The sequence below is a fragment of the Variovorax sp. N23 genome, assembly GCF_025486315.1.
Classification (GTDB): Bacteria; Pseudomonadota; Gammaproteobacteria; order Burkholderiales; family Burkholderiaceae_C; genus Variovorax.
Map to the genome: position 1 here is coordinate 196,095 of NZ_JAOOPY010000001.1, position 17,094 is coordinate 213,188.

At 69.8% G+C, this 17,094-nt stretch carries 16 protein-coding genes; 10 read left to right on the forward strand and 6 right to left on the reverse strand.

Annotated elements, in window-relative coordinates; genetic code table 11:
- The first annotated feature begins 4 nt into the window (after nt 1-4).
- The 4 genes from tam to N8A90_RS00895 all read left to right on the forward strand — a co-directional run bounded on the left by tam (nt 5) and on the right by N8A90_RS00895 (nt 5,080).
- A complete protein-coding gene (gene tam, locus N8A90_RS00880; RefSeq protein ID WP_262072756.1) occupies nt 5-778 on the forward strand; it encodes a trans-aconitate 2-methyltransferase in 774 nt (257 codons plus the stop codon).
- Nucleotides 775-1,785: an HpcH/HpaI aldolase/citrate lyase family protein gene (locus tag N8A90_RS00885; protein ID WP_262072757.1), complete on the forward strand. Its 1,011-nt coding sequence runs from the start codon at nt 775-777 to the stop codon at nt 1,783-1,785. Before tam ends, N8A90_RS00885 begins: the two co-directional genes overlap by 4 nt.
- 26 nt (nt 1,786-1,811) lie before the next feature.
- Nucleotides 1,812-2,399 carry a hypothetical protein gene (locus N8A90_RS00890; RefSeq protein WP_262072758.1) on the forward strand — a complete coding sequence of 196 codons (588 nt, stop codon included), beginning with the start codon at nt 1,812-1,814 and terminating at the stop codon, nt 2,397-2,399.
- A 95-nt stretch (nt 2,400-2,494) separates the two neighbouring features.
- Nucleotides 2,495-5,080 carry a bifunctional aconitate hydratase 2/2-methylisocitrate dehydratase gene (locus N8A90_RS00895; protein ID WP_262072759.1) on the forward strand — a complete coding sequence of 862 codons (2,586 nt, stop codon included), beginning with the start codon at nt 2,495-2,497 and terminating at the stop codon, nt 5,078-5,080.
- A 45-nt stretch (nt 5,081-5,125) separates the two neighbouring features.
- Here the strand turns inward: N8A90_RS00895 and N8A90_RS00900 are convergent, their stop codons facing one another.
- From N8A90_RS00900 to N8A90_RS00925, 6 genes are all read right to left on the reverse strand, one after another.
- Nucleotides 5,126-5,824 (reverse strand): glycosyltransferase, encoded by a 699-nt coding sequence (locus N8A90_RS00900; protein WP_262072760.1) that lies wholly within the window; start codon nt 5,822-5,824, stop codon nt 5,126-5,128.
- On the reverse strand, nt 5,821-6,447 hold the full coding sequence (locus N8A90_RS00905; RefSeq protein WP_262072761.1) for a class I SAM-dependent methyltransferase: 627 nt from the start codon (nt 6,445-6,447) through the stop codon (nt 5,821-5,823). Before N8A90_RS00905 ends, N8A90_RS00900 begins: the two co-directional genes overlap by 4 nt.
- 4 nt (nt 6,448-6,451) lie before the next feature.
- Nucleotides 6,452-7,213 (reverse strand): PIG-L deacetylase family protein, encoded by a 762-nt coding sequence (locus N8A90_RS00910; RefSeq protein WP_262072762.1) that lies wholly within the window; start codon nt 7,211-7,213, stop codon nt 6,452-6,454.
- Nucleotides 7,201-8,202: an acyl-CoA dehydrogenase family protein gene (locus N8A90_RS00915; RefSeq protein WP_262072763.1), complete on the reverse strand. Its 1,002-nt coding sequence runs from the start codon at nt 8,200-8,202 to the stop codon at nt 7,201-7,203. The genes N8A90_RS00910 and N8A90_RS00915 overlap by 13 nt, the downstream gene beginning before the upstream one ends.
- Nucleotides 8,203-8,213: 11 nt before the next feature.
- Nucleotides 8,214-8,714 (reverse strand): pyridoxamine 5'-phosphate oxidase family protein, encoded by a 501-nt coding sequence (locus tag N8A90_RS00920; RefSeq protein WP_262072764.1) that lies wholly within the window; start codon nt 8,712-8,714, stop codon nt 8,214-8,216.
- Between the two features lie 120 nt (nt 8,715-8,834).
- The gene (locus N8A90_RS00925) at nt 8,835-9,659 is read right to left on the reverse strand and encodes a helix-turn-helix domain-containing protein (protein WP_262072765.1); all 825 of its coding nucleotides are present in this window, start codon (nt 9,657-9,659) and stop codon (nt 8,835-8,837) included.
- Nucleotides 9,660-9,797: 138 nt separating this feature from the next.
- Here N8A90_RS00925 and N8A90_RS00930 point away from each other — a divergent pair, with 138 nt between their 5' ends.
- From N8A90_RS00930 to N8A90_RS00955, 6 genes are all read left to right on the forward strand, one after another.
- On the forward strand, nt 9,798-10,214 hold the full coding sequence (locus N8A90_RS00930; RefSeq protein WP_262072766.1) for a hypothetical protein: 417 nt from the start codon (nt 9,798-9,800) through the stop codon (nt 10,212-10,214).
- 155 nt (nt 10,215-10,369) lie between these two features.
- A complete protein-coding gene (locus N8A90_RS00935; protein ID WP_262072767.1) occupies nt 10,370-13,237 on the forward strand; it encodes an aconitate hydratase in 2,868 nt (955 codons plus the stop codon).
- Between the two features lie 182 nt (nt 13,238-13,419).
- Complete coding sequence (locus tag N8A90_RS00940; protein ID WP_262072768.1) at nt 13,420-13,731, forward strand: ferrous iron transport protein A; 312 nt, start codon at nt 13,420-13,422, stop codon at nt 13,729-13,731.
- Nucleotides 13,724-15,634, forward strand: a complete 1,911-nt coding sequence (locus N8A90_RS00945) for a ferrous iron transporter B (RefSeq protein ID WP_262072769.1) — start codon at nt 13,724-13,726, stop codon at nt 15,632-15,634. The genes N8A90_RS00940 and N8A90_RS00945 overlap by 8 nt, the downstream gene beginning before the upstream one ends.
- 5 nt (nt 15,635-15,639) lie before the next feature.
- Nucleotides 15,640-15,912: a DUF6587 family protein gene (locus N8A90_RS00950; RefSeq protein ID WP_262072770.1), complete on the forward strand. Its 273-nt coding sequence runs from the start codon at nt 15,640-15,642 to the stop codon at nt 15,910-15,912.
- 3 nt (nt 15,913-15,915) lie between these two features.
- Nucleotides 15,916-17,094, forward strand: coding sequence for an FAD-dependent monooxygenase (locus N8A90_RS00955; RefSeq protein WP_262072771.1), 1,179 nt, complete (start codon nt 15,916-15,918; stop codon nt 17,092-17,094).

The window sequence follows — 17,094 nt, forward strand, 5'->3', positions numbered from 1 at the left end:
GTCGATGCTCGATTGGAACCCCGCGCTCTACACCCGCTACGAGGATGAGCGCACGCGTCCGGCGGCCGAGCTGCTGGCGCGCGTTCCGCTGGCGGAGGCGGCCCGCGTGGTCGACCTCGGCTGCGGGCCGGGCAATTCCACCGAACTGCTGGCACGCCGCTTCCCGCAGGCGGACGTGCTGGGCATCGACAACTCCGAGGCCATGCTGGTCAGCGCGCGCAAGCGGCTGCCGCAGGCCCGGTTCGACTTCGGCGACATCGGCCGCTGGGCGCCCGATGTCGCGCCCGATCTCATCTATGCCAATGCGGCGTTGCAATGGGTGCCCGACCACGACACGCTGGTCCCGCGCCTGTTCGCCGCTCTGGCCCCGGGTGGCGTGCTCGCCATCCAGATGCCCGACAACCGGGCGGAACCCACGCACCGTCTGATGCGCGAAGTCGCATCCGAGGCGCCGTGGAAGGCACCCATCGGCGACGCCGACAAGCTGCGCACCGAGCTGCTGGGGGTCGGCGGCTACTACGACCTGCTGGCGCGCGATGCGGCCCATGTCGACGTCTGGCACACCATTTACCAGCATCCCATGGCCTCGGCTGCGGCCATCGTCGAATGGGTGAGCAGCACCGGGCTCAAGCCCTTCGTCGACCCGCTCGACGCCGCGCTGAAGGCGAGCTACCTGGCGACGTACGAAAGCCGCATCGCGCAGGCCTATCCGCCGCGCGCAGATGGAAAGCTGCTGCTGGCCTTCCCGCGCATGTTCATCGTGGCCCGCAAGGCATGAGCGCTTCGCCGACGCCCACGACCCACCCGCGCGACGTGCTCCTGGGCGCGCAGGCCGGCGCCATCGTGCTGCCGGTGTGCGACCACTACAGCGGTGTCGAGGCGCGCATGAGGAAGAGCCTCGCGCTCCAGGCCGAGATGGCCGAGGAGTTCGGCGCCTGCGTGTTCGACGTCACGCTCGACTGCGAAGACGGCGCCCCCGTCGGTGGCGAAGCCGAGCACGCGCAGCTCGTCACCGAACTGGCGTTGGCGGCCGCCCCCGGCATGCGCGTCGGCGTGCGGGTGCACCCGGTCGACCACGCGGCCTTCGAGGCCGACATCGCCACCATCGCCGGCCGTGCCGGCTCGCGGCTGAGCCACCTGATGGTGCCCAAGGTCGAGTCGGTCGCCGACGTGGCCAAGGCCGCGGCGGCGCTCGACGCCGCCGGCGCTGCGCAACTGCCGCTGCACGTTCTCATCGAATCGCCGCTGGCGGTGCACCATGCCTTCGACATCGCCGCCCATCCGCGCGTGCAGTCGCTCAGCTTCGGGCTGATGGACTTCGTGTCGGCCCACGCCGGCGCCATCCCGGCCGACGGCATGGGTGTGGCCGGGCAGTTCAGCCATCCCCTCGTGGTGCGCGCCAAGCTCGAGATCGCCTCGGCCGCCCACGCCCATGGCAAGGTGCCTTCGCACTGCGTCGTGACCGAGTTCAGCAACGCCCTGGCCCTGCGTGCCGCGGCGAAACGGGCCGCCGACGCGTTCGGCTACACCCGCATGTGGAGCATCCACCCGAGCCAGATCCGTCCGATCCTCGAGGCCTTCGCGCCCGACGAGGGCCAGATCGACCTGGCCACCCGCATCGTCGATGCCGCGATACGCCAGAATTGGGCCCCGGTCAGCATCGACGGGGCGCTCCACGACCGCGCGAGCTACCGCCATTTCTGGCAGGTGCTCGAACGCGCCCATGCCACAGGCCGTCCGCTGCCCACCGAGGCGCAGGCCTGGTTCAACACGCCGAACCACTGACCTTCATCCCCCAAGGAAACCACCCCATGAACAAGACCCTCGCACTGATCGCTGCCGCAGCGCTGGCGCTGCCCCTGGCCGCCAACGCCCAGACCGCTTCGCAGACCAACACACCGGCCAAGCCGACTGCCAAGGCCGCCGCCAAGCCGGCCGCCAAGTCCACCACCGCCGCCAAGAAGCGTCAGGTGACCCCGCGCGCCGCCAAGGCGGTCGAAGAGGTCACGCCCATCGACACCAGCACCGACATCGCACTGAACGAGGCCGACCTGGCCGTCGCCCAGCGCGTGTACACCGGCAAGATCCAGTGCGAGCTGGGCGCCGACGTCACCATCACCGCCGACGACAAGAAGGCCGGCTTCTTCACCGTGTCGACCAAGGGCGCGCACTACCGCATGCACCCGGTCGAAAGCCGCACCGGCGCCATCCGCCTGGAGGACCCGAAGGCCGGCGCGATGTGGCTGCAGATCGCCAACAAGTCGATGCTGATGAACCAGAAGCAGGGCCTGCGCCTGGCCGACGAGTGCATGGCGCCGGCCCAGGTGGCTTTTGCCGAAGAAATGAAGAAGAACCCGCCCAAGAGCCTGTTCGAGGGCGCCGACGCCCCGAAGAAGTAAGCAGGCACGGCGCCCCCAAGAGCCGCTTGCGCGGCGTGGCTCTTGCTTGGGCGTGAGCGCGAGCCGCAGTTGTCCCAGTTTCCGGAGAAAAAAAGATGTTGCAAGCCTACGTTGACCATGTCGCCGAGCGCGCCGCGCTCGGCATCCCGCCCCTCCCGCTCACCGCCAAGCAGACCGGCGAAGTGATCGAGCTGATGAAGAACGCCACGTCGAAAGACGGCGAGTTCCTCTTGAACCTGCTCACGTACCGTGTGCCTGCCGGCGTCGACGATGCGGCCAAGGTCAAGGCCAGCTATCTGGCGGCGGTGGCGCATGGCACCGAAAAGAGCCTGCTGCTGTCGCGCGCCCGCGCCACGGAACTGCTCGGCACCATGCTCGGCGGCTACAACATCAGCCCGATGATCGACCTGCTCGACGACGCCGAAGTCGGCGCCGTCGCGGCCGAAGGCCTCAAGAAGACGCTGCTGATGTTCGACCAGTTCCACGACGTCAAGGAAAAGGCCGACAAGGGCAACGCCAACGCCAAGGCGGTGCTGCAGAGCTGGGCCGATGCCGAGTGGTTCACCAGCCGCCCTGAAGTGCCGCAGAGCATCACCGTCAGCATCTTCAAGGTGGCCGGCGAGATCAACACCGACGACCTCTCGCCCGCACCCGACGCGACGACGCGCCCGGACATCCCGATGCACGCCCTGGCGATGCACAAGAACGCGCGCCCCGGCATCGTGCCGGAAGAAGACGGCAAGCGCGGCCCGGTGAAGTTCATCGAAGACCTGCGCGCCCGCGGCCACCTCGTGGCCTACGCCGGCGACGTGGTCGGCACCGGCTCGTCGCGCAAGAGCGCGACCAACTCCGTGCTGTGGTTCACCGGCGAAGACATCCCCTATGTGCCGAACAAGCGCTTCGGCGGTGTCTGCCTGGGCGGCAAGATCGCGCCGATCTTCTACAACACGATGGAAGACTCGGGCGCGCTGCCGATCGAACTCGACGTGACGCAGATGAACATGGGCGACGTGGTCGAGCTGCGTCCCTACGAAGGCAAGGCGCTCAAGGACGGCAAGGTCATTGCCGAGTTCCAGGTCAAGAGCGACGTGCTGTTCGACGAAGTGCGCGCCGGCGGCCGCATTCCGCTGATCATCGGCCGCGGCCTCACGGCCAAGGCGCGCGAGGCGCTGGGCCTGCCCGTCTCGACACTGTTCCGCCTGCCGACCAGCCCGGTCGACACCAAGAAGGGCTTCTCGCTCGCGCAGAAGATGGTCGGCCGCGCCTGCGGCCTGCCCGAAGGCCAGGGCGTTCGCCCCGGCACCTACTGCGAGCCCAAGATGACCTCGGTCGGCTCGCAAGACACCACCGGCCCGATGACCCGCGACGAACTGAAGGACCTGGCCTGCCTGGGCTTCAGCGCCGACCTCGTGATGCAGTCGTTCTGCCACACCGCGGCGTACCCGAAGAAGGTCGACGTGAAGATGCACCACGAGCTGCCGGACTTCATGGCCAACCGCGGCGGCGTCTCGCTGCGCCCGGGTGACGGCGTGATCCACAGCTGGCTCAACCGCCTGCTCACGCCCGACACCGTCGGCACCGGCGGCGACAGCCACACGCGGTTCCCGATCGGCATCAGCTTCCCGGCCGGTTCCGGCCTGGTGGCCTTCGCGGCCGCCACCGGCGTGATGCCGCTGGACATGCCTGAATCGGTGCTGGTGCGCTTCAAGGGCAAGATGCAGCCCGGCGTCACGCTGCGCGACCTGGTCAACGCGATTCCGCTGTACGCGATCAAGGACGGCCTGCTGACGGTTGCCAAGCAGGGCAAGAAGAACATCTTCTCGGGCCGCATCCTGGAGATCGAAGGCCTGCCGGACCTCAAGGTGGAACAGGCCTTCGAGCTGAGCGACGCCTCGGCCGAACGTTCGGCCGCCGGTTGCACGGTGCACCTGAACAAGGAACCGATCATCGAGTACATCAACAGCAACATCACGCTGATGAAGTGGATGATTGCCGAAGGCTACGCCGACGCCCGCACGCTGGCCCGCCGCATCTCCGCGCAGGAAGCCTGGCTGAAGGACCCGCAACTGCTCAAGGGCGACGACGACGCCGACTACGCGGCCGTCATCGAGATCGACCTGGCCGACATCCACGAACCGATCGTGGCCTGCCCGAACGACCCGGACGACGTGAAGACGCTCTCCGACGTGGCCGGCGCCAAGATCGACGAGGTGTTCATCGGCTCGTGCATGACCAACATCGGTCACTTCCGCGCGGCGTCGAAGCTGCTCGAAGGCAAGCGCGACATCCCGGTCAAGCTGTGGATCGCACCGCCGACCAAGATGGACGCGCACCAGCTGACCGAAGAAGGCCACTACGGCGTCTTCGGCAACGCCGGCGCCCGCACCGAGATGCCGGGCTGCTCGCTGTGCATGGGCAACCAGGCGCAGGTGCGCGAAGGCGCGACGGTGATGTCGACCTCGACCCGCAACTTCCCGAACCGCCTGGGCAAGAACACCTTCGTGTACCTCGGCAGCGCCGAGCTGGCCGCGATCTGCTCGCGCCTGGGCCGCATCCCGACGAAGGAAGAGTACATGTCGAGCGTCGGCGTGCTGGATGCGTCCAGCGCGCAGATCTACCAGTACCTCAACTTCGACAAGCTCGAGGAATACAAGGACGTGGCTGCCGGCGTCGCGGCCTGATCGCTCCGCGCGCATGAACGAAAGGCCCACCTCGGTGGGCCTTTTTCATTCGGCCATCCGAGGCGCATGGGTGGCGGCCAGGCTCGCCGAGATCACCGCCAGCAGCGTGTCGCCGAAGCCGCCGCGCGCCCGCGCATCGTGGCGTGCGCTGGTCGACACGCGCGGCGCGGCGCTCCACGCAATGCGGGCGCCCGTTTCTTTCAGCGCTTCGACCAGGGCCACGTCTTCGCTGCAGGCCAGCGCAGGAAAGCCGCCGGCGCGCACATAGGCCTTCGCAGAGACGCCGAGGTTCGCGCCGTGCACATGGCGATGCCCATCGGCGTCGGTGTAGGTGCGGGCGAAGTGCGCGCGCAGTGCGTCGGCGTGCGTGCCGTGGGCACTCCAGTCGTCCACGCCGATCGAACCGCAGACTGCATCGACGCCCAGTTCGAGCTGACGCAGCAGCCACTCCGGCGAGACGCGGGTGTCGGCGTCGGTGAAGGCCAGCCAGCGCGCGCCTTCATCGAGGAGCTGGTCGGCGCCCGCGGCCCGCGCCCGGCCCACGTTGCAGGCGTCGACGGCCACCGTGCGCGCGCCCGCGAAGCGGGCGATGGGGCCGGTCGCGTCGTTGCAGCTGTCGAGCACCACGAGCACTTCGACCGCCTCGCCCTGCAGCGCGGGGTGGGCCGCCGCCACGCGCAGCGCGGCGACGGTGTCGCCGATGTGGGCTTCCTCGTCGTGCGCGGGGACGACGACGCCGATCACCGGATGCCCTCCCGCTGTGCCACCGAACGTGCGTCACGGCACCACAGCTCCAGCAGGAAATCGTCTTCGGCATGGCGCACGGTACGCGCCAGCCCGGTGTTGGCGAAGGCGCCGTGCACCGCGTCGGTCGCGAGGGCGCGTTCGTCGAAGTCGGGCCGCCAGTCGCAGGCGACCAGGACGCCGTCGGGCGCCAACGATGCTGCGCAGTGCTCGGCCAGCGTGCACATGGCCGGCGCATCGAGGAAGTAGCCGAGTTCGCACACCACGATCAGGTCGAAGGGTGCTTCGTCGTGGGGCCAGCCGTCGGGCAGGGCGTGCGATGCGATGCGGACGTTTGAAAGGCCGGCCGTGCGGCGCCGGGCGGATTCGACGGCGCGCGCACTGAAGTCGCTGGCGAGCACCGCGTCGCAGCGCGCGGCCAGGGCCACCGTCAGCTCGCCCGCGCCGCAGCCCGGCTCATAGGCCGTGGCATAGCGCCGGTGCGGCAAGGCCGCGAGCAGCACGTTGCGCTTGCGCTCCTCGTACCAGCGGGTGCGCAGGCCATAGGGGTCGTCGTCGCTGTCGTAGAGCGATTCGAAGTAGGGCAGGCGGTCCGCCGGCTTCTGTCCATCGTCGGGAGTCATGGGGCTAGGCGAAGAAGATCTCGAAGGGGCGGTGCGCCCGTTGCACGGTGGTGCTGCGCAGGATCGGGCCGGCGCCCGTGGACGGGTCCGCCTGCAACTGGCTGGTGAACGCGCCGACCGCGTGGCGCTTGCGCGCGGCGCTGGGCGCGTCGAGCGGCAAGCGGACGGCACGGTGCCAGGGCAGGCGCGCGTCGCCGGGCTCCGCCCAGTGCCATGCCCACACGGGCACCTCGACCAGCGTGCTGCCGACCTGCGCACAGGCCACGGCGCAGGCCCGTCCGGTGGCCTCGTGATCGGGGTGGCCGTCGTGCCGCCAGGTGGTGAAGACGACGTCGTCCGGCCGCAGCAGCGCTGCGATGCTGCCGATGAGCGCCTCGCGGTGCGGCCGCACGCCACCGTCGGGCAGCCCCAGCCGTTCGCATGTCGGCTGCCCGAAGCCCAGCCGGCGCCAGGCTTCGGCGCTTTCGAGCGGACGTTCGGCGGCCAGCCGCACGGGCGGCCACTGCGCGGAACCGGCGTGGCTGCCCTCGCCGTCGGTCACCGCCACGATGAGCACGTCGGCGCGCAGGGTCGACCACTGCGCGAGCAGGCCACCGATGGCCAGCACTTCGTCGTCGGGATGCGGGGCGACCATGACCAGCCGGCGGTCCTCGACCAGCAGGTCGGCGACCGATGCCGGCCGCAGCGGCTGCGCCGCCAGCCACGGCAGCCAGGCGTCTTCGGCCGTGCCGGGTCCGGCGATGGCCTTGTCGGCTACAGCGCCCACGGGGCCTCCTGCGGCGGCAGCAGCGCTTCACCCAGCGCCGCCAGATCGCGCTCGGCATGGCTTTGGCGCAGGAACACGGGAAGGTCGGCCACGGCGCGGGCGAAGCGTGGGTCGCGGCACAGCGGGCCGGCGCCCAGCGCGCGGCCGGCGTGTTCGAGCACCGCCGATGCGGCCGCTTCCGTCACCAGCCGGGCGCGCAAGGCGCACGGGTGGGCGAGCGAGGAGGGCTGTTCGTCGATCCACGCGGCGGTCTCGCGGAGCACGGCGGCGGCGCCGGCCAGTGCGACATCGATCGCGCCGAGATGCGCCAGCCGATGCGCATCGGGCCGGGGGCCGCACAGCGCTCTCGTCATCTCGGCGATGCCCGATGCACCGCCGTACCAGCATGCGGCGATGCCAGCGCCGCCGTGCCAGAAACCGGGCCGCGCCACGTAGTCGCCCGGCTCGCCGACCGGCAGCGCTTGCGCGCCGTCGAACTGCACGTCGACGCTGCCGGTCGCCGACATGCCCACGGCATGCCAGCCCTGGTCCGTGATGCGGACGCCCGGTTGCGCCATGGCGACGGCCGCCAGGCGCTGCGCGCCGCCCTCATCCCAGCAGCTGACGACCGCGTGGGTCACGTCGGCCGCCCCGGAGCACCAGGCCTTGGTGCCTTCGAGCAGCCACCGGCCACCGCGTTGGCGAAGGGCCAGCCGCGCCGTCGGTGGTTCGGCGCACCAGGTGCCCCATCGGCTGCCCTCGGGTGCTGCTGCCCCGCCGAGTTCGGCCAGGATGGCGAGCGCGTCGGTATGACCCTCGAAACGCTTGACCAAGGACAAATCGCAGGCGGCGACCGCCGCCAGCGCCTGCCAGCGCTCCAGCGTGCGCCCGGTGCCGGGCAGTGCAAGCCGATCGAGCCCTGCCGCCACCAGGTCGGCCAGGGCGGGCGGCTCGGGGCGTGCGCGGTCCAGCAGGACGTCGAGGCGCCTGTCGAGACGAGGGGTGAGCATCGCGTCCCCGCTCAGCCCACGTTGAGCGTCTTGTGGTCGCCCACTTTCCTGGGCGGCTCGCCGGTGATGGCGGCCTTCATCATCTTGAAGATCTGCACCATCTTGCTGTCGTCGACATCCCAGAATTCGGCGCTGTCGATGTGGACCGTGAGCAGGCCGAGGTTGGGGTCGGTCACGCCCTTCGGGAACCAGGCCTTCGCCATGGCGGTGAAGAGTTCTTCCTTCTTCGCCGGGTCGTCCAGCAGGGCGGCCCGCCCGGACACCGACACATAGCTGTTCTTGTCGGTATGGGCGTAGGCCACGTTCACGGCGTTGTCCGCGGCGACGTTGCGGGCGATCTCGCCGTCCTTCGGGACGAAGAAGTACAGCGTCGCGCCTTCGTCGAGGGCCTTGTTCTGGGTGGTCAACGGATGGCTGTGCAGCAGGCCATCGTGGTGGCGGTGCGTGAACATGCCGAAGCGGGTGTCCTTGATGAGGTCCCAGAGTTTCTGATGGTCGTTCGTGGTGGTCATGGCGCTTGTCTTCCTTGGTACTTGAGTCGCAGGTGTCGCATCAAGCTAAGGAGTGCGATGCGGCCCGAGGGCGCATCAATGCCGCGCCTTCGTGTGGGCCGTCGCCGACGGCTGCTGTGGTCAGCGCGCCAGCGCGCCCAGGGCGGCGGCGGTCTGCGCGTCGGCCGGGAAGAAGGATTCCACCGCCAGTTCCTGCAGCGTCACGTCGACCGGCGTGCCGAAGACGGTGGTGGTGCTGATAAAGCTCAGCACGCCCGATGGCATCGCCAGCTGGAAGGGCACGACCACGCCCGCCAGTTCGCCGCCTGCGGGCGTGGCGTCGCGGCCGGGTCCGGCGACCGGGTAGGCGGCGAGTTCGTCATGCAGTGCCTCGAGGACGGCGTCGCCGGTGGCGGCCACCTGCTGCTGCAGGCGCTCCAGCAAGTGCGCGCGCCATTGCGCAAGGTTGGCGATGCGCGGCGCCAGCCCTTGCGGGTGCAGGCTCAGGCGCAGCACGTTGATCGGCGGCTTCAACAGCTTGGGCGCCGCACCGGCCATCAGCAGGGGCACGATGCGGTTGGCCGCGACCAGGTGCCAGTGGCGGTCGATGGCCAGCGCCGGGTAGGGCTCGTGGCCCTTGAGCACCAGGTCGACCGCCTGACGCGCGGCGGCGAGGGCCGGGTCGTCGAGCGCTCGCTGGCGGTACATGGGCGCGAAGCCGGCCGCCACCAGCAGCGCGTTGCGCTCGCGCAGCGGCACGCCCAGCCGTTCCGCCAGGCGCAGCACCATCTCGCGGCTGGGCGTGGCGCGGCCGGTTTCGACACAGCTCAGGTGCCGGGTCGACACCTCGGCCTCCTGTGCCAGGTCGAGCTGGCTCAGCCGGCGGCGTTGGCGCCAATGGCGCAGATGGGCGCCGAAGGGCTCACGGGCGCCCGGGGCGGCGGGAGGGTGGGTGGGGCTGGGCATGGCGGCGATTCTGCGATGCCACGCGCGCCCAGGCCATGACCTCCCGGGTCATCGACGTGCTGACGTCTCGCGGAAATCATCGACTCCACGCGGCAGGAAGGGCCTGCCGCGCCACACCCACTTGAAGGAGTTCCCACCATGTCGATCCTTGCTTCCCCGCGTTTCCTGCCCCGTGTGATGGCCGCCGACGCGATCTCCTGCGCCGCGACCGGCGCCGTGCAACTGGGCCTGACCGATACCCTGGCGCGCCTGACCGGCCTGCCCGCTGTCTTGCTCACCGGCACCGGTCTCTTCCTGCTGGCCTACGCCGCGCTTGCGGCGTGGATGGCCCGCCGCCCCGTGCCGCCGCGCCGGCTGATCGGGCTGGTCGTCGCGGGCAACCTGGCCTGGGCCGTGGGTGGCGTGGCGCTGCTGGCGAGCGGCCTGGGCGCGCAGACCCCGCTCGGCGTCGCCTGGGTGCTCGCACAAGCGCTGGTCGTGATCGCACTGGCGCAATTGCAGTGGATGGGGCTGCGTGCAACGCGCCCCGCGCACGGCCGCATGGCGGCGGCCTGAGCCGCTCCGCTGGTGCCTCTGCCGAAGGAGGGAACGGGTCGCCGCCCGAAGGGAGCGGACCGCCGGCGGGTGCGGTTTTACGGCCATCCCTCTGACAGCGAATGACTTCGAAGCCTGCTATCTTTGAGGCGCTTCCACGAATCACAGGAGTCCCCATGGCCAAAACACCGGCACACCCTTTCGCATCCGCCCTCAAGACATTCAAGACGGCGTCGGGAGGGTCCGGCAAATACTGGTCGCTGAAGGAACTCGCCAAGCAGTACCCGAACATCGCGAAGCTGCCGGTCTCGCTGCGTATCGTGCTCGAGTCGGTCATGCGCAACTGCGACGGCCAGAAGGTCGGTGCCGAGAACGTCGAGCAGTTGGCCAACTGGCAGCCCAACGCGGAGCGCACCGAGGAAATCCCCTTCGTCGTCACCCGCGTGGTGCTGCAGGACTTCACCGGCGTGCCGCTGCTGGCCGACCTGGCCGCCATGCGCAGCGTGGCGCAGAAGCTCGGCAAGAGCCCCAAGACCATCGAGCCGCTGGTGCCGGTCGACCTGGTCGTCGACCACTCCGTGATGGTCGACCACTACGGCACGCCCAAGGCGCTCGACCTGAACATGAAGCTGGAATTCCAGCGCAACAACGAGCGCTACCAGTTCATGAAGTGGGGCATGCAGGCCTTCGACACCTTCGGCGTCACGCCGCCGGGCTTCGGCATCGTGCACCAGGTGAACCTCGAATACCTCGCGCGCGGCGTCTACAAGGCGGCCGACGACCAGGCCGAGGTGCCGACGTACTACCCCGACTCGCTGGTCGGCACCGACAGCCACACCACCATGATCAACGGCATCGGTGTGGTCGGCTGGGGCGTGGGCGGCATCGAGGCCGAGGCCGCGATGCTGGGCCAGCCGGTCTACATGCTGACGCCCGACGTGGTGGGCTTCGAGCTCACCGGCACGCTGCGCGAAGGCGTGACGGCCACCGACCTGGTGCTCTTCGTCACCGCCATCCTGCGCAGCGAGAAGGTGGTGGGCAAGTTCGTCGAATTCTTCGGTCCCGGCGCCGCGTCGATCGCGGTGCCCGACCGCGCGACCATCGGCAACATGGCGCCCGAGTACGGCGCGACGATGGGCTTCTTCCCGGTCGACGAGATGACGCTGGCCTACTTCAAGGGCACCGGCCGCACCCAGAAGGAGATCGAGCGCTTCGAGGCCTACTACAAGGCGCAGGGCCTGTTCGGCATGCCGGCGCCCGGCGAACTCAGCTACACCAAGATCGTGCGTCTCGACCTGGGCACCGTGTCGCCCAGCCTGGCCGGGCCGAAGCGCCCGCAGGACCGCATCGACCTCGGCCACCTGGCCACCAAGTTCTCCGAGCTCTACAGCAAGCCGAACGAGGCCAACGGCTTCAACCAGCCGGCCGACAAGCTCAAGATCCGCTACCCGCTCACGAAGAACGGCCATGGCAGCGACGAGGAAGCGCCGGCGCCCGCGCCCGGCGCGCCCCGCCAGGTGGTCGAGATGGTGGCCAACCGCTCGACCAAGGCCGCCGCCCATGTGAGCGCCACGGCACCGGCGGCACCGAAGGGGCAGGTGACCATCGGCAACGGTGACGTGCTGATCGCCGCCATCACCTCCTGCACCAACACCTCGAACCCCAGCGTGCTGCTGGCCGCGGGCCTGCTGGCGAAGAAGGCCGTGGAGGCGGGCCTCACCGTCAAGCCGCACGTCAAGACCTCGCTGGCGCCGGGCTCGCGCATCGTCACCGAGTACCTCGAGAAGGCCGGCCTCATGCCGTACCTGGAGAAGCTGGGCTTCTACCTGGCGGGCTACGGCTGCACCACCTGCATCGGCAACGCCGGCGACCTCACGCCGGAGATCAACGAGGTCATCACCGACAACAACCTGGTGGCCGCCGCGGTGCTCTCGGGCAACCGTAACTTCGAGGCTCGCATCCACCCGAACCTGAAGGCGAACTTCCTGGCCTCGCCGCCGCTGGTGGTGGCCTACGCCATCGCCGGCAACGTGATGGTCGACCTGATGACCCAGCCGGTGGGCAAGGGCAAGAACGGCAAGGACGTGTACCTGGGCGACATCTGGCCGAGCGCCAAGGAGATCGACGAGAACCTGCACTTCGCGATGAACGCCAAGGCCTTCCGCAAGAACTACGAGCAGATCGCCGAGAACCCAGGGAAGTTGTGGAGCAGCATCGAGGGCGTCAGCGGCGACGTCTACAACTGGCCGACCTCGACCTACATCGCCGAGCCGCCGTTCTTCGAGGGCTTCAAGATGAAGCCGGCCGCCACCAACCCGGGCTTCTCGGGCGCGCGGATCATGGCGCTGTTCGGCGACTCGATCACCACCGACCACATCTCGCCGGCTGGCTCCATCAAGGAAAGCTCGCCCGCGGGCATCTGGCTGAAGGCGCACGGCGTGCAGAAGGCCGACTTCAACAGCTACGGCTCGCGCCGCGGCAACCACGAGATCATGATGCGCGGCACCTTCGCCAACGTGCGCATCAAGAACCTCATGCTGCCGCCCGACGATAAGGGCACGCAGGAAGAGGGCGGCCTCACGCTGTTCCAGCCGGGCAACGAAAAGATGTTCATCTACGACGCCGCGATGAAGTACATCGCGCAAGGCGTGCCCACCGTGGTCTTCGGTGGCGAGGAATACGGCACCGGCTCGTCGCGCGACTGGGCCGCCAAGGGCACGCAGCTGTTGGGCATCAAGGCCGTGGTGGCGCGCAGCTTCGAGCGCATCCACCGCGCCAACCTGGTCGGCATGGGCGTGCTGCCGCTGCAGTTCCGCGGCGCCGATTCGTGGCAGAGCCTGGGCCTGACCGGCCACGAGAAGATCGACGTGGTGATCGAGGGCGAACTCAAGCCCATGATGGACGTGAAGCTGGTGGTGTACCGCCCCGACGGCACGCACCAGGAAGCCACGGTGCGCCTGCGCATCGACACGCCGATCGAGGTCGACTACTACAAGCACGGCGGCATCCTGCCCTTCGTGCTGCGGCAGCTGCTGGCGGCCTGATTCCGGCGGCAAGACGGCTGACCAACGGCTGACTCGACGCCGATGCCCCCTGCGGGCATCGGCGTTTTTCCGTTCCGGATTCCTCTTGTCGCACTGCGACCGAGGGACATAGCCGAGCCTGATGTGGTCACGCGGGGTGTTTTCGAGAATAATTCTCATCTTTATCTCGATGGAATGTTCGGGTGACAACAACGACTTTGGCGGCCCCCGGGGCTGCGGGCGCAGCGGCCGCCACGCTGAGCCTCGACCGGCTGCCGATCAACGAATGGGCCACGGTGCTCGATGTGCTGCGGCCCGAGGCCGCCCAGGACCGCGAACTGGTGCTGCGCCTGACCGAGATCGGCTTCGTGCCCGGTGAAGCCGTACGCATCGTGGCCACCGGCATGCCCGGCGCCGACCCGCTGGCCGTGCGCCTGGGGCACACCACTTTCGCGCTGCGCCGCCACGAAGCGGCTTTTGTCCACGTCACCCGGGGAGCGAGCCGCCATGGTTGAAGCCACGCTCGACTTTCGTCCCAACGCCACCCGCGCCGCGGCCGCACCGCCGGAGCGCGTCGCGCTGCTCGGCAACCCCAACTGCGGCAAGACCGCGCTCTTCAACCTGCTGACCGGCAGCCGCCAGAAGGTGGCCAACTACGCCGGCGTGACCGTCGAGCGCAAGGAGGGCACGCTGCTCACCGCGGGCGGGCGTCGGGTCTTCGTGCTCGACCTGCCCGGTGCCTACAGCCTCAACGCGCTGTCGGCCGACGAAGCCGTCACGCGCGATGTCGTCACCGGCCGGAGCAAGGAGCCGCCCCCCGACCTGCTGGTGTGCGTGACCGACGCGACCAACCTGCGCCTGAACCTGCGGCTGGTGCTCGAAGCCAGGAAACTCGGCCTGCCGATGGTGGTGGCCCTCAACATGGCCGACATGGCCAAGCGACAGGGCATCGTGGTCGACGCCGCCGTGCTCTCGCGCGAGCTCGGCGTGCCGGTGATCGAGACGGTCGGCGTGCACGCGGGCGGCGCACGCGACCTGCTCGCCGCGCTCGACACCCCGGTGGTGGCGGCGGCGCCGGCCCCCTGGGTCGCCCCCGGGCTCGACGACGTGCTCGCCACCCAGCGCGAGGTGCGCCGCATCCTCGGCCTGGCCGTGACCGAGCCGGTCGGCAGCCTGGCCACCAGCGACCGCATCGACCGTGTGGTGCTGCACCCGCTGTGGGGCATGTTGGTGCTGGCGGTCACGCTCTTTTTGATGTTCCAGGCCGTGTTCAGCTGGGCCAACGTGCCGATGGACGCCATCAAGGCCGCGACCGAATGGCTGGGCGAGGCCGTGAAGGCAGTGGTGCCCGAGGGCATGCTGCAGAGCCTGCTGGTCGACGGTGTGGTGGCCGGCGTCGGCGGCGTGATCGTCTTCCTGCCGCAGATCCTGATCCTGTTCCTCTTCATCCTGGCGCTGGAAGATTCCGGCTACCTGCCGCGTGCGGCCTTCCTGCTCGACCGCGTGATGGGCACCGTCGGCCTGTCGGGCCGCTCGTTCATCCCGCTGCTGTCGAGCTTTGCCTGCGCCATCCCGGGCGTGATGGCCACGCGCACCATCAGCAACTGGCGCGACCGGCTGACCACCATCATGATCGCGCCGCTCATGACCTGCTCGGCGCGGCTGCCGGTGTATGCGCTGCTGATCGCGGCCTTCATCCCGGCGCGCACCGTGGGCGGCATCTTCAACCTGCAGGGCATCGTGCTCTTCGCGCTCTACGTCTTCGGTATCGTCTCGGCCATGGCCGTGGCCTGGGTGATGAAGCGCTTCCGCCAGCGTGGTGCCGGCCAGCAGCATTCGCCGCTGATGATGGAGCTGCCCGCGTACCGCTGGCCCAATGTCCGCAACCTGCTGCTCGGCCTGTACGAGCGCGCCTGGATCTTCCTGCAGCGCGTGGGCACGATCATCCTCACGCTGACCATCCTGCTGTGGTTCCTGTCGACCTTCCCGTCACCGCCCGAGGGCGCGACCGGGCCGGCCATCCAGTACAGCCTGGCCGGCAGGATCGGTGGCGCGTTGCAGCACATCTTCGCGCCGATCGGCTTCAACTGGCAGATCTCGATCGCGCTGGTGCCCGGCATGGCGGCGCGCGAGGTCGCGGTGGGCGCACTCGGCACGGTGTATGCGCTGTCTGCGACCGGCGACAACGTCGCCACGGCGCTGGAACCGCTGATCGCGGGCAGCTGGTCGCTGGCGACCGCGCTGTCGCTGCTGGTCTGGTTCGTGTTCGCGCCGCAGTGCATCTCGACGCTGGCCGCCGTCAAGCGCGAGACCAATTCGTGGAAGTACGTGTGGATCATGGCGGGCTACCTGTTCGGACTGGCCTACCTGGCCTGCTTCATCACCTATCGAATCGCGCTCGCACTGGGCTGGGGTTGAAACGAATGGCACAGAACCTGATCGTCGGAGTCATCGTGGCGCTTGCCGCCGTCTATGCCGTGTGGCGCTGGATGCCCGCGGGCTGGCGGCGCTCGGCCGCGACGAAACTCGCCGCCGGCTCGCACCGCGCCGGCCTGGTCGATGCGCAGCGCGCCGACGCGCTGGCCGCTTCGCTCGCCAAGAGCTCGGGCTGCGGCGCGTGCGACAGCTGCGGAAGCTGCGGCTCGGCGAAGACCGGCCAGGCCGCCCCCGACGCGCCGGCCGGCGCGCCACGCTGAGGGATGGCGCTGCAGCTCCTGGTCGCCGGTGGCGGCATCGGCGGCCTGGCCAGTGCGCTGGCCCTGGCGCAGGGCGGCCACCGGGTCGAACTGTTCGAGCAGTCGGCCGTCTTCGCCGAAGTCGGCGCCGGCATCCAGCTCGGGCCGAACGCGGTGCGCCGCCTGCATGCCCTCGGCCTGGCGGACGCGCTCGACACCATCGCCGCGCGGCCCGGCATGCTGGTGGTGCGTGCGGCCCATGACGACCATGAACTGGCCCGCCTGCCGCTGGGCGACGCGGCCTTGCAGCACTACGGCGCGCCGTACTGCTGCGTGCATCGCGCCGACCTGCATGGCGTGCTGCTCGCTGCGGTGCGCGAGCGCGCCGACATCGCGCTGAACCACCCGGCGCGCCTGGCGCAGATCGAGCATTCCGACGATGCCGTGACCGTCGCGACCGATGGGCCGCGGGCGTGGGAAGGCGATGCCCTGATCGGCGCCGACGGCCTGTGGAGCCTCGTGCGTGCCGAGCTCGAAGCGCCCGGCCCCGCGCCGCGGCCCACCGGCCACACCGCCTGGCGCGGCCTGCTCTCGCAGTCAGCCCTGCCGCTGGCGCAGCGCAGCACGCAGGTGCGCGTGTGGCTGGGCGACCGCCTGCATGCGCTGGTCTACCCGGTGCGCGGGGGCGAGTTGCTCAACGTGGTGGTGCTGGCCGAAGCCGCGCCGGCCGGCGATGCGCGTGACTGGGACCAGACGACCAGCCTCGAGGCCCTGCAGCGCGCCACCGGACGCTGCTGCGCGACGCTGCAGAGCTACCTGCTCGCCGTGCCGACCTGGCGCGCCTGGACGCTGCACGACCGCGCGCCGCTCGCCGGCCCGGCCCAGATGGCGCACGAGCGCATCGCGCTGGTCGGCGACGCGGCGCACCCGATGCTGCCGTACCTGGCGCAGGGTGCCGGCATGGCGATCGAGGATGCCGTCGCGCTGGCGGCGTCGTTGCAGAGCGCCGTCACGAGCGATGTGCCGTCGTCGCTCCAGCGCTATGCGCAGGCGCGCTGGCAGCGCAATGCGCAGGTGCAGGCACGGGCCCGCCGCAACGCGCAGATCTTCCATGCCGCCGGGCCGCTGCGCGTGGCGCGCGATGCAGCGATGCGCCTGCTGGGTGCCCGCCTGCTCGACCAGCCCTGGCTGTACGGCGGGTAG